Consider the following 11467-nt stretch of genomic DNA (forward strand, 5'->3'; position numbering starts at 1 on the left):
AGAATGAAAAAAAATGCCCAGTCCGTGGAAGCCTGGCTGGAGGCGATGATCGCCGTGGCGCGCTATTACCGCCTCGATTTTTCCCAGGAGAATGTGCGCGCGACCGTCAACTGGGAGCGCGACAGCAAACGGGAGGAGTTACTCACTGATATGGCGCGGCAGTTGGGGATGGGGCTACGGCTGGTGGAATTTTCCGCCGACTCGCTTAACCCGTGGCGGCTGCCGCTGATTGCGGTGTTTGATAATCAACAGATTGGCGTGATCACTCGCCGCGATAACCACGACAATATCAGCGTTCAGTTCAGCGGTGACGAAGGGCTGGAAACCACGCTAAATGTTGCGGATATTGAAGATAAAATCGTCGAACTGGCGCTGCTGCGCCCGCTCAGCGCCATTCCCGATGCGCGGGTGGATGACTACATTCGCCCGTATCAGGCGAACTGGTTCTGGAATCTTTCGCTAAAAGACTGGCGGCGTTACGGCGATATTATGCTGGCCTCACTGGTGGCGAACGTGCTGGCGCTGGCGGCGATGATTTTCTCGATGCAGGTTTACGACCGGGTGGTTCCGGCGCAATCGTACCCGACGCTATGGGTGCTGTTTGCCGGGGTGATGATGGCGATCCTGTTTGAGTTCTGTATGCGTATGGTGCGCACACATCTTTCGGATGTGATCGGCAAGCGGGCGGATCTACGGATTTCGGATCGCGTTTTTGGTCACGCATTGCGGCTGAAAAATAACGTGCGATCGAAATCCACCGGATCGTTTATCTCACAGATCCGCGAACTGGAATCGGTGCGGGAGCTGATCACCTCCACCACCATTGGCGCGGTAGCGGATCTGCCATTCTTCCTGCTGTTTGTTTTTATTCTGTGGATGATCGGCGGCTGGCTGGTGCTGGTTGTTTTGCTGGCGCTGCCGTTGCTGGTGATCCCCGGCCTGCTGGTGCAACGCCCGCTGGCGCGGCTGGCGAACGAAGGGGTGCGCGAATCGGCAGTGCGCAACGCTACGCTTGTCGAGGCCGTGCAGTCGATTGAAGACATTAAACTGCTGCGTGCTGAACAGCGTTTCCAGAATCAGTGGAATCACACCAACGACGTGGCCTCGTCCATCAGTATGAAGCAACGTTTTCTCACCGGGCTGCTGCTCACCTGGACGCAGGAAGTGCAATCCATCGTCTATGTGGTGGTGCTGTTGGTGGGCTGCTTCATGGTGATGAACGGCGACATGACCACCGGCGCGCTGGTGGGGACGACGATTCTGGCTTCGCGCACCATCGCGCCGCTGTCGCAGATATCCGGCGTGCTTTCGCGCTGGCAGCAGGCGAAAGTGGCGCGTAATGGCCTTGATGAACTGATGAAGCGCCCGGTGGATCAGCCGGAGCACGGCAAACTGGTGCATAAAGCGGTACTGCACGGTAATTATCAGTTTAGCAACGCGGTGTTTTATTACGACGAAGAAGAGAAGATTGCCGATGTGGCGATCGGCAAACTCAACATTCAGGCCGGAGAGAAAATCGCCATTCTCGGGCGCAACGGAGCGGGTAAATCCACGCTACTGCAAATGCTCGCCGGAATGCGTATCGCCCAGCAAGGGCAGGTGTTGCTGGATAACATCAGCATCGGGCAGCTTGATCCGGCGGATCTGCGCCGCGACATGGGGCTGCTCAGCCAGACCGGGCGACTGTTCTTCGGTTCGCTGCGGGAAAACCTCACCATGGGGATGCCAGAAGCCAGCGATGAAGATATCGAACGCGCATTAACCCTCAGCGGGGCGCTGCCCTTTGTGCAGAAGCAGAAAAACGGCCTCAACTACATGATTCAGGAAGGGGGATTTGGCCTCTCTGGTGGTCAGCGACAAACGCTGCTGCTGGCGCGGCTCCTCATCTCTCAACCCAATATCGTGCTGCTCGATGAACCCAGTGCCTCGCTGGATGAAATGGCGGAAGCGTATTTAATTGAACAACTAAAACAGTGGATTGGCCATCGCACGCTGGTCATCGCTACTCACCGCACGGCAATGCTGCAACTGGTGGACAGGATAATTGTGATGGATCAGGGGCGCATTGTGATGGACGGCGCGAAAGAGACCATTTTGCGTGAACAGGGCGAACCCACGACGCGACGCGTGGTGTTGCAGGAGAAGAATAAGGGGTCTGCCGCATGAACGGACAACTGCAATACAACCGTGGCCTGACTGAACCCCGCCTGCCACGTTCGGCGCTGGCGGTGCGCGTTACCGCTGTGATGCTGCTCTGTTTTCTCGGCTGGGCGTGGTACTTCCAGCTTGATGAAGTCACCACCGGCAGCGGCACGGTAGAACCTTCTGGACGCGAACAGGTGGTGCAGTCTCTGGAAGGCGGGATTTTGTATCATCTCGACGTGAAGGTTGGCGATATTGTCGAACAGGGGCAGCCGCTGGCACAGCTTAACCGCACCAAAACGGAATCCGACGTCCAGGAAGCGATGTCGCGGCTGTACGCGGCGCTGGCAACCTCGGCGCGGCTGCGGGCGGAAGTGAGCAATAAACCGCTGGTCTTCCCTGACGAACTGAATAAATTCCCCGAACTTATCGAGTCGGAAACGGCGTTATATAACACTCGCCGCGATGGGCTGAACAAAGCCACCACCGGGCTGACGCAGGGGATTAGCCTGGTCAACCGCGAACTGGCGATGACCCAGCCGCTGGTAAAACAGGGGGCGGCGAGCAGCGTCGAAGTGCTGCGCCTGCAACGTCAGGCCAATGAACTGGAAAACAAACTTAGCGACGTGCGCACGCAATACTACGTTCAGGCGCGCGAAGAGTTAGCGAAAGCCAATGCGGAAGTGGAAACCCAGCGTTCGGTGATCCGCGGGCGGGAAGATTCTCTCACGCGGCTCAACTTTACTGCGCCGGTGCGAGGCATTGTTCAGGACATTGACGTCACCACGGTTGGCGGCGTCATCGCCCCCGGTGGTAAACTGATGACCATCGTGCCGCTGGATGAGCAACTGCTGATCGAGGCAAAAATCTCCCCCCGCGATGTGGCGTTTATCCATCCGGGGCAAAAATCGCTGGTGAAAATAACCGCTTACGATTATTCCATCTACGGCGGCCTGCCAGGGGAAGTGGCGGTGATTTCACCGGACACCGTGCAGGATGAAGTGCGGCGCGATGTTTATTACTATCGGGTGTACATTCGCACTTTCAGCAACCATCTGGAAAATAAACATAAACAGCAGTTTCCGATATTTCCCGGCATGGTGGCGACGGTCGATATCCGCACCGGCAAAAAAAGCGTGCTGGATTATCTGTTGAAACCCTTTAACAAAGCACAGGAGGCGTTGCGCGAACGATGAACATTAGCGATGTAGCAAAAATTACCGGCCTGACCAGCAAAGCCATTCGCTTCTATGAAGAAAAGGGGCTGGTGACGCCGCCGATGCGCAGCGAAAACGGTTATCGAACCTACACGCAGCAGCATCTCAACGAACTGACCTTACTGCGCCAGGCGCGTCAGGTGGGCTTTAACCTGGAAGAGAGCGGCGAACTGGTGAATCTGTTTAACGACCCGCAGCGGCATAGCGCCGACGTCAAACGGCGCACGTTGGAGAAGGTGGCGGAGATCGAACGACACATTGAGGAGCTGCAATCCATGCGCAACCAGTTACTGGCGCTGGCGAATGCCTGCCCCGGTGATGACAGCGCCGACTGCCCGATTATCGAAAATCTCTCCGGCTGCTGTCATCATCGGGCGGGGTGATTAACGCTTGCGAAAATAGTCGTCCATTATTTTCGTCAACTCCGGACGTTCGCCGTCATCATTGATGGCAAAATCCAGAAAAAAAGCATCTGCTTGCGGCGTTCGGTTTTGCGCCATCAACCGGAAGGTGAGGGGGCGATAACTGGCGTATGCCGGATAGCTGATAACGAATCGGGCAAAGTCAATAAAAAGCGGCGAGTGTGTGGAAAACAGTGCCTGCAAAATTACATCAGCCTTTTCATCCTCCCCCAAACCTTGTTGGATCATGCTCTTAATACGAGTTTCGCTCAAATTCCCGGCCTCAACAATTTGCCAGGCTTGATCCAGTGAAGGGTACCGACTGACGCTCTGCTGCAACTCTTCAGACCAGGTTTCGGATGGGCTGATGTGCTTATCAGGGCTGAAACTCTCCCATGCGCCGGGCGGTAATGTTTTCCACTCAGTGAGTTTGGGAACGTGGCACAGTAGCTCTGTTTTGTGCAGACATTCTCCGCCCGGAAATACCAGTGTTTGTTGCTCATCATTAAAACGGGTTGCCGTGCTGAGTACCAGTGTTTTGAGCGGTCGCCCTTCCAGTGCGGCAGCAGTGGCCTTATGGTGCCCGTCGAGCAGAACGCAGAGATAGGAATCAGGGAGATACCAGGCCAGAGCGCGGGCGTCCGGTTTATCGCGATAAAACGTCGCACGCTCAGGATTAAAATGTGATGGCGGCTGGCCGGGTAGAAGAAAACAGGGGGCGGTGTCACTGAAATAGCAATATTCAGGATCCCAGACGGCAACGGTCGCCGGATTACTGGCGCTATGGTCCGTTGCCGCCCAAAAGAAATGCCCGTTGCCATCCGTCGGGTAAATTTCACGATCTTCGAGCAGATAATAGCCATCAGCCATGCATGAGAACAGCGGTGTCAGCGCGGCAAAAGCGTCCGTCATGCCAGACCACGGGCGATTCCAGTTTTCGAGAGCAGACAAAAACCGGGCGGCTCCCTGTTCATCATCCGCAAAACCGCTGTAGACAAATTCCGCACAGGTGGGGCAGCCAGCCTCGGACCAGAAACGTATTAACGGGACATCCTGCCAGCAGAGCGAACGGATAAGCCCATAAGGGTGCGGATCGTAAATCACACATTGACGCAGAAATCCTTTACCTGACTTCACCGAAAAAATGACGCCCGCAGCGGTATTTTTCAGCAGACGTACTTCAGGTTTTCGACAGGGAAAAAGCATGGCTACTCCTTAGCCAAAATTTCAGTTCCCTGAACTGTGCCAGAAAATTACGCGGGTGACTATTGCTCTATAAATGGAAGCGGTGCTCTTACCCGTTAATCCCCGGTTGCACAGACAGAATATGCTGCAAACTTTCTACCATAATGCGCCCCGACTGAAATAAGCCTTCCTGGATTTCGTTGTTAACATTCACAGCGTGAACCAGGGAGGCTAATAATACCACTTGCAAGAATGCAAAGATAAAAGCGCCAATAATCATAATATGTATAAGCGTGAGTTTCATTTTAAATAACCCACAAACTGGCCTTCTTTCATTAAGGCTACTTTTCCTGTGTGATGATAAACAATGACGTTATACAGACCCGACTGATAAACCGTGGCATCGGCATTATCTTCATCTATGGCACATAATGAATCATTGAGATAAGCAAAGTTCTTACTGCTCATTCTGAAGGTGACGCCAAATCCTTTATAAATAGATTTTTTAGCGGCCTGGGCATGTTGTGCGGCTTCTGCATTTTTAAATGCCTGTGCTTCTGATGCACTTAAAATAGCCGCCTGACGCTGTTGTTCTGCGAGATAACAGGTGTCATGACTGACTCCCTGCGCTTGGCAATCTGCGATGCGGGAAGTGGGTGAACTACAGCCAGCCAGTAATATAACCGCCAGCAGGGAAAACGATTTAATGGAGCTATTCATCATTGTTAACCTTAAATAATGTACGGAAAATTGCGAATAAGAAATTGCTATTAAAATTAGAACGAATACCCCACGCCGACACCCGCGCCGAAATCAGATTGTGTATCCGCAGAGACTCCCGCTTTAATTACTGTATGAATTCCAGCATTAAATGATGTTCCGACAGACACCGCAGATTCACCGTTGAACGTTCCCGCTCCTGCAGACACCATCATAAAGTCACCGGTTTTCACCTGTGGTTGTGAAGCGATAGCGATGGCAGATGCAGTTCCCGCATTGGCTTCTTTACGATTGTCCTCAACTTCGTTTTTCAGAGAATCGAAATGGTTATTGAGCGTGTTAATTTGTTGGCTGTTATCTGCGACCCGTTTTTGGGTGTTGGTTAACTGTTGCTGCGTTTGTGCGGAATCTTGTCTCAGACTTTCAATTTGCTCATGTGCCTGGACAGACTTCTGCGCCAGACTTTGCATTTGTTTATCGTATTGAGCCCTTTCTTTTTGCTGTTGTGCTGCCACATCGGTTGTCAGTGCATTCATTTTCTGCCCTTGTTCCGTGGTAGTGCGCTGATTAGCCTCATTTTGAGCCGCCAGTCTGGCATTAATCATCTCCTGATAATGCGCAGTATTTTGCGTATCTCCAGTCGCGGCGAGCGTTTTTTGTGTGGCTACGATCTGCGCCTGTTGCTCTGTAATTTGCGTTTGCTGGGCATCAGTTACCGCAGACTGTCGGGCGTTGATCATGCTCTGATAACGGGCGGTTGTCTGTACATCACCTGTAGCGGCAACGGTTTTTTGTCCTGCGTCAGGATCTGTCTGGACAGGGGGAGTCTGAGTGGTATCAGGTGTTTCAGAAGGGATGTAGTGATGTTCAGTCAAATAGGTATATGCAGCGGGGCTGTTGTCGGTGCGTTCTAAAAAGCGGGTAATCTTCTGCTCAATCTCCGATTGCGACATGCCAGAGTTAATGGCTGAAAGCTCTGTTGCCGCCGCTTCAATGGTATCACCAGCTAAAACAACAGGGCTGGATGTTGCTGAAATTATGAGTGCCAGTAAAGCTACGTTTACAGTTTTCATTCATTTTCTCTTGTTCAAAATAAGTCGCATTAATGTTTCTATAAGAAACAAATAATATTGTTTTAAGAAATAAACTACGTTGCAATTTAATCGAAATCTACGCCGCCATTTGTGTGATGTAAAGCACATTTTTGTCTGGTGTAAGCGTAAACACCACAAATAAGAAACAAAAAATGTTTCTTTTATAAATTAAAAAGGAAAACATTTCGTGCTCTTTTAATGTAAAAAAGAGTAAAGACTTGTTTTGATAAGCGAAATAAATTCTGTTTCTGGACTAAACGTGAAGCAGTTCCTGATGTGTGCTAAAATGCGTTTCTTTGATAAATCTCAATTTTTAAGAGGTTTACGCCAGGCAGGAAAATTTAAATGAATGAATTTGAGAAGATTTTTAATGAAATGAATCTGGACCGGGCATTGCTACCGATCCTTTTTCGTTCGAACCGGTCAACAGTGTGGAAATATTTAAGTGGCGATAGTACGGCTCCTGCCTCAGCTATGTCACTGATTATGCTGTTGCAGTTAATCCAGAAACGAAACCCCGATCTATTAGCCGAATGGTTAACGCTTTCTGATTTCACCATTCCGCCAGAAGTTTACCTGGACCAGCCTGATTACTGGAAAGGGTGGGTGTATACGCAACACAAGGTCAATAAAAACGTCCTGGAATATCTAAAAAAACATTATCCGGATGAAGACCAAAAAAGTATGGGTAAAGGCCGGGAAGAGTAATTTTGCCTCTACTCGGCTATATGCCGGATGCGGCGCAAGCGCCTTATCTGGCCTACGATTCGGGCATATTTTGTAGGCATGATAAGACGCGCCAGCGTCGCATCAGGCGATGACCGCACGGATAATCAGCGTTATCCCTTCTATCGCAATCACCTCAACATGCGTACCTGCGCCGAGATCCTCGCTGGCGCTGACAGGCCATGAACTGTCACCGACGCGCATATGACCGCGCCCGTTGACCAGCGGAGATTCCAGCACAAAACGTCGGCCAATAAGCTGCTGCCCGCGCTGGTTTAAATGACTGTCGCTGTGCTTTTGTTCGCGCACCCGCCGCGACAACCATTTCCACCACAGCCAGGCGGCGAGCAGCGTCAGGACGGCAAACATCACCCCTTGCCACTCCCAGCCCAGCGGCAGCAACCAGACCACCAGGCCGGTAATCACCGCTGCCACGCCGCTCCACAACAGATAACCATTACCGCCCAGCATTTCGGCAGCCAGCAGCAACCCGCCGAGACTGAGCCAGAAAATATGTGGATGAACGACCATTAACTCCATCATGGCTGAGTCCGTTTGTTGGCGCTGTCTTTCACCAGCTCGGCAATCCCGGCAATCGACCCCATCAGGCTGCTGGCCTCTAATGGCATCATCACTACTTTGCTGTTACTGGATGAACCGATCTGCTGTAACGCTTCGGTGTATTTCTGTGCGACGAAGTAGTTCACTGCCTGAATATCACCAGAGGCGATGGCTTCCGACACCATTTTAGTGGCACGGGCTTCTGCTTCGGCGGAACGTTCACGCGCTTCAGCCTGTAAAAATGCCGACTGACGCTCACCTTCCGCTTTCAGGATTTGCGACTGTTTTTCACCTTCGGCTTTGAGGATTTCCGCCTGACGGATCCCTTCCGCTTCAAGGATGTAAGCGCGTTTGGTACGTTCAGCTTTCATCTGCGCGTTCATTGAAGAGATAAGCTCTGCCGGTGGGCGCACGTCGCGAATTTCAATACGGGTGACTTTAATCCCCCACGGGTTGGTAGCCTCATCGACAATACGTAGCAAACGTGAGTTGATGCTATCGCGCTGGGAGAGCATTTCGTCAAGTTCCATTGAACCCAGTACGGTACGGATGTTAGTCATGGTCAGGTTGATGATCGCCAGCTCCAGATTGCTGACTTCATAAGCCGCGCGCGGGGCATCAATCACCTGAATAAAGCACACGGCGTCGATGGTAACGTTGGCGTTATCTTTCGAGATAACTTCCTGGGAAGGGATATCGAGCACTTGCTCCATCATATTGATCTTGCGACCAATGCGATCCATAAACGGCACCACCAGACTTAGCCCTGGCTGTAACGTTTTGGTATAGCGACCAAAACGTTCTACTGTCCACTGATAGCCCTGCGGCACGATTTTGACGCCCGCGCCAACAATGACCAGCGCGACAAAAATGAGAATCGGGATAAAGATAAGCATCGGAAAAACCTCCTGTTGTACCGTCCATAATCAGCAAAATTGCTGCTTGATTAAACAAATTATACCTGATTACTGAAAGAGAGTTCCCCCTTATTCCTGCGAAGGATAAACTGTTTTTAGTAAAAATCAGAAAAAGGGAACAGCGATGCAGGAAAATAGTCCTTTGCTTCAGCTACAAAACGTAGGATATCTGGCGGGTGATACGAAGATTCTTAATAACATCAATTTTTCGCTACGTGCTGGCGAATTTAAGTTAATTACCGGCCCTTCCGGTTGTGGCAAAAGTACGCTGCTGAAAATTGTTGCTTCATTAATCAGCCCAACCAGCGGAACGTTGCTGTTTGAAGGTGAGGATGTCAGTACACTCAAGCCAGAAATCTACCGCCAGCAAGTATCTTACTGCGCCCAGACGCCGACGCTGTTTGGCGATACGGTATACGATAATCTGATCTTTCCCTGGCAGATCCGTAACCAGCAGCCTGACCCAGCCATTTTTCTCGATTTTCTCGAACGCTTCGCTTTGCCGGACAGCATTTTGACAAAGAATATCGCCGAGCTATCTGGTGGTGAAAAACAACGCATCTCATTGATTCGTAACCTGCAATTTATGCCAAAGGTATTATTGCTGGATGAAATCACCAGTGCACTGGATGAAAGTAATAAACATAACGTTAATGAGATGATCCACCGTTATGTGCGCGAGCAAAATATTGCCGTGCTGTGGGTGACACACGATAAAGACGAAATTAATCATGCGGATAAAGTGATTACACTGCAACCGCATGCCCGAGAAATGCAGGAAGCACGCTATGAACTCGCATAATATTACTAACGAATCATTGGCACTGGCATTAATGCTGGTGGTGGTGGCAATCTTAATTAGCCATAAAGAAAAACTGGCGCTGGAGAAAGATATTCTCTGGAGCGTTGGGCGCGCGATAATTCAGCTGATTATTGTCGGCTATGTGCTGAAGTATATTTTCAGCGTGGATGATGCCAGCCTGACATTATTGATGGTGTTATTTATCTGCTTTAATGCGGCGTGGAATGCGCAAAAACGCAGTAAATATATTGCTAAAGCTTTTATCTCATCGTTTATTGCCATTACGGTCGGAGCGGGAATTACCCTGGCGGTACTGATCCTCTCTGGGTCGATTGAATTTATCCCGATGCAGGTGATCCCTATCGCCGGGATGATAGCCGGTAACGCCATGGTAGCGGTGGGGTTGTGTTACAACAATTTAGGGCAACGGGTGATTAGCGAACAACAACAGATTCAGGAGAAACTGAGTCTTGGCGCGACGCCGAAACAGGCTTCAGCGATATTGATTCGCGACAGTATTCGCGCGGCTTTAATTCCGACGGTCGATTCAGCAAAAACGGTTGGCTTAGTGAGTTTACCGGGAATGATGTCCGGGCTGATATTTGCCGGGATTGATCCGGTGAAGGCGATTAAATATCAGATTATGGTGACCTTTATGCTGCTCTCAACCGCCAGCTTGTCGACCATTATTGCCTGCTATTTAACCTATCGTAAGTTTTATAATTCGCGCCACCAGTTGGTGGTGACGCAATTGACGAAGAAATAATGCGATGCCGGATGTGCAGCCTCGCATCCGGCGTTGTGGTTCATCTGCTGTTCAACGAAATATCAATACAACAACGCATACAGCTGGCGGCGATACTTCGACGCCAGTGCATCACCGGTCCCCAGCGCAGCAAGGATCTCCTGGAACGTTTTACGTGTCTGACCGTCTGCTGCGGTGAGATCTTTACGCAGATGCCCAAACAGCAACTCCAGTGCCTCTTCATTGCGCCCAACCTGATGCAGTTGCAGTGCCAGTTGCGTCGCCAGTGCGGCATCTTCTGGATTCTCCGCCACCTGCTGTTGCAACTGTTGAATTTCCGGTGTATCTGCCGCCTGCTTCAGCAGTTCAATTTGCGCCACCAGCCCCTGGTAGCGGGTGTCCTGATCCTGCAAAGGAATGGTTTTCAGCACGGCTTCTGCATCTTCAGAACGGTTCAGCGCAATCAGCGTTTCTGCCAGCAGCAGGCCGATCTCCCCGTTCTGGTTCGACAGTTGCCAGGCGTCTTTCAGCAATGGCAGGGCATCGGTGTAATTACCTTCCTGCATCAGTTGCATCGCCTGCTGCGCTTTCAGTTCTTCTTCGCGCGGCAGCACTTTATCCAGCAGGGCGCGGATCGCCTCTTCCGGTTGCGGCCCCTGGAAGCCGTCTACTGGTTGCCCGTTCTGGAACAGATATACGGTCGGAATCGCGCGCAGACCAAACTGGGCGGCAATCATCTGCTCCGCGTCGCAGTCCAGCTTCGCCAGAATAAATTGCCCGTTGTACTGAGCCGCGAGGCTTTCCAGAATTGGGGTTAACTGCAAACAGTGCTGGCTACGTTCAGACCAAAAATAGAACAGCACCGGTGTGGTCATCGACTGTTCAAGAACCTGTTGCAGGTTAGATTCGTTAATGTTGACAATATTTTCTACGGACATGGAGTCGCTCTCTGTTGTC

At 51.2% G+C, this 11467-nt stretch carries 13 protein-coding genes; 6 read left to right on the top strand and 7 right to left on the bottom strand.

What is annotated here, in order from left to right; genetic code table 11:
* The first annotated feature begins 3 nt into the window (after positions 1 to 3).
* Genes ATB02_RS17535 through cueR form a run of 3 tightly spaced genes read left to right on the top strand, consistent with a single transcriptional unit; the run spans position 4 to position 3742 of the window.
* Entirely contained in the window at positions 4 to 2166 is a 2163-nt protein-coding gene (locus tag ATB02_RS17535; protein WP_000739046.1) for a type I secretion system permease/ATPase, read from the top strand.
* A complete protein-coding gene (locus ATB02_RS17540) occupies positions 2163 to 3338 on the top strand; it encodes an HlyD family type I secretion periplasmic adaptor subunit (RefSeq protein WP_001014326.1) in 1176 nt (391 codons plus the stop codon). The genes ATB02_RS17535 and ATB02_RS17540 overlap by 4 nt, the downstream gene beginning before the upstream one ends.
* A complete protein-coding gene (cueR, locus tag ATB02_RS17545) occupies positions 3335 to 3742 on the top strand; it encodes a Cu(I)-responsive transcriptional regulator (protein ID WP_001026752.1) in 408 nt (135 codons plus the stop codon). Before ATB02_RS17540 ends, cueR begins: the two co-directional genes overlap by 4 nt.
* On the opposite strand, the gene ATB02_RS17550 is transcribed toward cueR, so the two are convergent.
* The 4 genes from ATB02_RS17550 to ATB02_RS17565 form a co-directional block, all read right to left on the bottom strand.
* Positions 3743 to 4966 (bottom strand): hypothetical protein, encoded by a 1224-nt coding sequence (locus tag ATB02_RS17550; RefSeq protein WP_105271978.1) that lies wholly within the window; start codon positions 4964 to 4966, stop codon positions 3743 to 3745.
* Between the two features lie 88 nt (positions 4967 to 5054).
* The gene (locus ATB02_RS26725; RefSeq protein ID WP_000779039.1) at positions 5055 to 5249 is read right to left on the bottom strand and encodes a hypothetical protein; all 195 of its coding nucleotides are present in this window, start codon (positions 5247 to 5249) and stop codon (positions 5055 to 5057) included.
* Positions 5246 to 5668, bottom strand: a complete 423-nt coding sequence (locus ATB02_RS17560) for a hypothetical protein (protein WP_001353390.1) — start codon at positions 5666 to 5668, stop codon at positions 5246 to 5248. The genes ATB02_RS26725 and ATB02_RS17560 overlap by 4 nt, the downstream gene beginning before the upstream one ends.
* Before the next feature lie 53 nt (positions 5669 to 5721).
* Complete coding sequence (locus ATB02_RS17565) at positions 5722 to 6738, bottom strand: YadA family autotransporter adhesin (protein ID WP_000859811.1); 1017 nt, start codon at positions 6736 to 6738, stop codon at positions 5722 to 5724.
* A 366-nt stretch (positions 6739 to 7104) separates the two neighbouring features.
* Here ATB02_RS17565 and ATB02_RS17570 point away from each other — a divergent pair, with 366 nt between their 5' ends.
* Positions 7105 to 7467 carry a hypothetical protein gene (locus ATB02_RS17570; protein ID WP_001001644.1) on the top strand — a complete coding sequence of 121 codons (363 nt, stop codon included), beginning with the start codon at positions 7105 to 7107 and terminating at the stop codon, positions 7465 to 7467.
* A 102-nt stretch (positions 7468 to 7569) separates the two neighbouring features.
* Here ATB02_RS17570 and ATB02_RS17575 read toward each other — a convergent pair whose 3' ends face one another.
* Together ATB02_RS17575 and ATB02_RS17580 are read right to left on the bottom strand one after the other, a co-directional pair.
* The gene (locus ATB02_RS17575; protein ID WP_000970318.1) at positions 7570 to 8028 is read right to left on the bottom strand and encodes an NfeD family protein; all 459 of its coding nucleotides are present in this window, start codon (positions 8026 to 8028) and stop codon (positions 7570 to 7572) included.
* A complete protein-coding gene (locus ATB02_RS17580) occupies positions 8025 to 8942 on the bottom strand; it encodes an SPFH domain-containing protein (RefSeq protein ID WP_000904502.1) in 918 nt (305 codons plus the stop codon). The genes ATB02_RS17575 and ATB02_RS17580 overlap by 4 nt, the downstream gene beginning before the upstream one ends.
* A 145-nt stretch (positions 8943 to 9087) precedes the next feature.
* Here ATB02_RS17580 and fetA point away from each other — a divergent pair, with 145 nt between their 5' ends.
* Positions 9088 to 9765 carry an iron efflux ABC transporter ATP-binding subunit FetA gene (gene fetA / locus ATB02_RS17585; RefSeq protein ID WP_001157552.1) on the top strand — a complete coding sequence of 226 codons (678 nt, stop codon included), beginning with the start codon at positions 9088 to 9090 and terminating at the stop codon, positions 9763 to 9765.
* Positions 9752 to 10531 (top strand): iron efflux ABC transporter permease subunit FetB, encoded by a 780-nt coding sequence (fetB, locus tag ATB02_RS17590; RefSeq protein WP_001353389.1) that lies wholly within the window; start codon positions 9752 to 9754, stop codon positions 10529 to 10531. Before fetA ends, fetB begins: the two co-directional genes overlap by 14 nt.
* Before the next feature lie 62 nt (positions 10532 to 10593).
* Here fetB and cnoX read toward each other — a convergent pair whose 3' ends face one another.
* Entirely contained in the window at positions 10594 to 11448 is an 855-nt protein-coding gene (gene cnoX / locus ATB02_RS17595) for a chaperedoxin (protein WP_001295322.1), read from the bottom strand.
* Positions 11449 to 11467: the final 19 nt, after the last annotated feature.

Origin of the sequence: Escherichia sp. MOD1-EC5189 (genome assembly GCF_002966045.1) — a bacterium.
In the GTDB taxonomy this organism is placed as follows: domain Bacteria; phylum Pseudomonadota; class Gammaproteobacteria; order Enterobacterales; family Enterobacteriaceae; genus Escherichia; species Escherichia coli_F.

Excerpts from the sequence above, each read along its gene's own strand:
- ATB02_RS17535 (WP_000739046.1), top strand. The coding sequence starts at position 4 with ATGAAAAAAAATGCCCAGTCCGTGGAAGCCTGGCTGGAGGCGATGATC.
- ATB02_RS17540 (WP_001014326.1), top strand. The coding sequence starts at position 2,163 with ATGAACGGACAACTGCAATACAACCGTGGCCTGACTGAACCCCGCCTG.
- cueR (WP_001026752.1), top strand. The coding sequence starts at position 3,335 with ATGAACATTAGCGATGTAGCAAAAATTACCGGCCTGACCAGCAAAGCC.
- ATB02_RS17550 (WP_105271978.1), bottom strand. The coding sequence starts at position 4,966 with ATGCTTTTTCCCTGTCGAAAACCTGAAGTACGTCTGCTGAAAAATACC.
- ATB02_RS26725 (WP_000779039.1), bottom strand. The coding sequence starts at position 5,249 with ATGAAACTCACGCTTATACATATTATGATTATTGGCGCTTTTATCTTT.
- ATB02_RS17560 (WP_001353390.1), bottom strand. The coding sequence starts at position 5,668 with ATGATGAATAGCTCCATTAAATCGTTTTCCCTGCTGGCGGTTATATTA.
- ATB02_RS17565 (WP_000859811.1), bottom strand. The coding sequence starts at position 6,738 with ATGAAAACTGTAAACGTAGCTTTACTGGCACTCATAATTTCAGCAACA.
- ATB02_RS17570 (WP_001001644.1), top strand. The coding sequence starts at position 7,105 with ATGAATGAATTTGAGAAGATTTTTAATGAAATGAATCTGGACCGGGCA.
- ATB02_RS17575 (WP_000970318.1), bottom strand. The coding sequence starts at position 8,028 with ATGATGGAGTTAATGGTCGTTCATCCACATATTTTCTGGCTCAGTCTC.
- ATB02_RS17580 (WP_000904502.1), bottom strand. The coding sequence starts at position 8,942 with ATGCTTATCTTTATCCCGATTCTCATTTTTGTCGCGCTGGTCATTGTT.
- fetA (WP_001157552.1), top strand. The coding sequence starts at position 9,088 with ATGCAGGAAAATAGTCCTTTGCTTCAGCTACAAAACGTAGGATATCTG.
- fetB (WP_001353389.1), top strand. The coding sequence starts at position 9,752 with ATGAACTCGCATAATATTACTAACGAATCATTGGCACTGGCATTAATG.
- cnoX (WP_001295322.1), bottom strand. The coding sequence starts at position 11,448 with ATGTCCGTAGAAAATATTGTCAACATTAACGAATCTAACCTGCAACAG.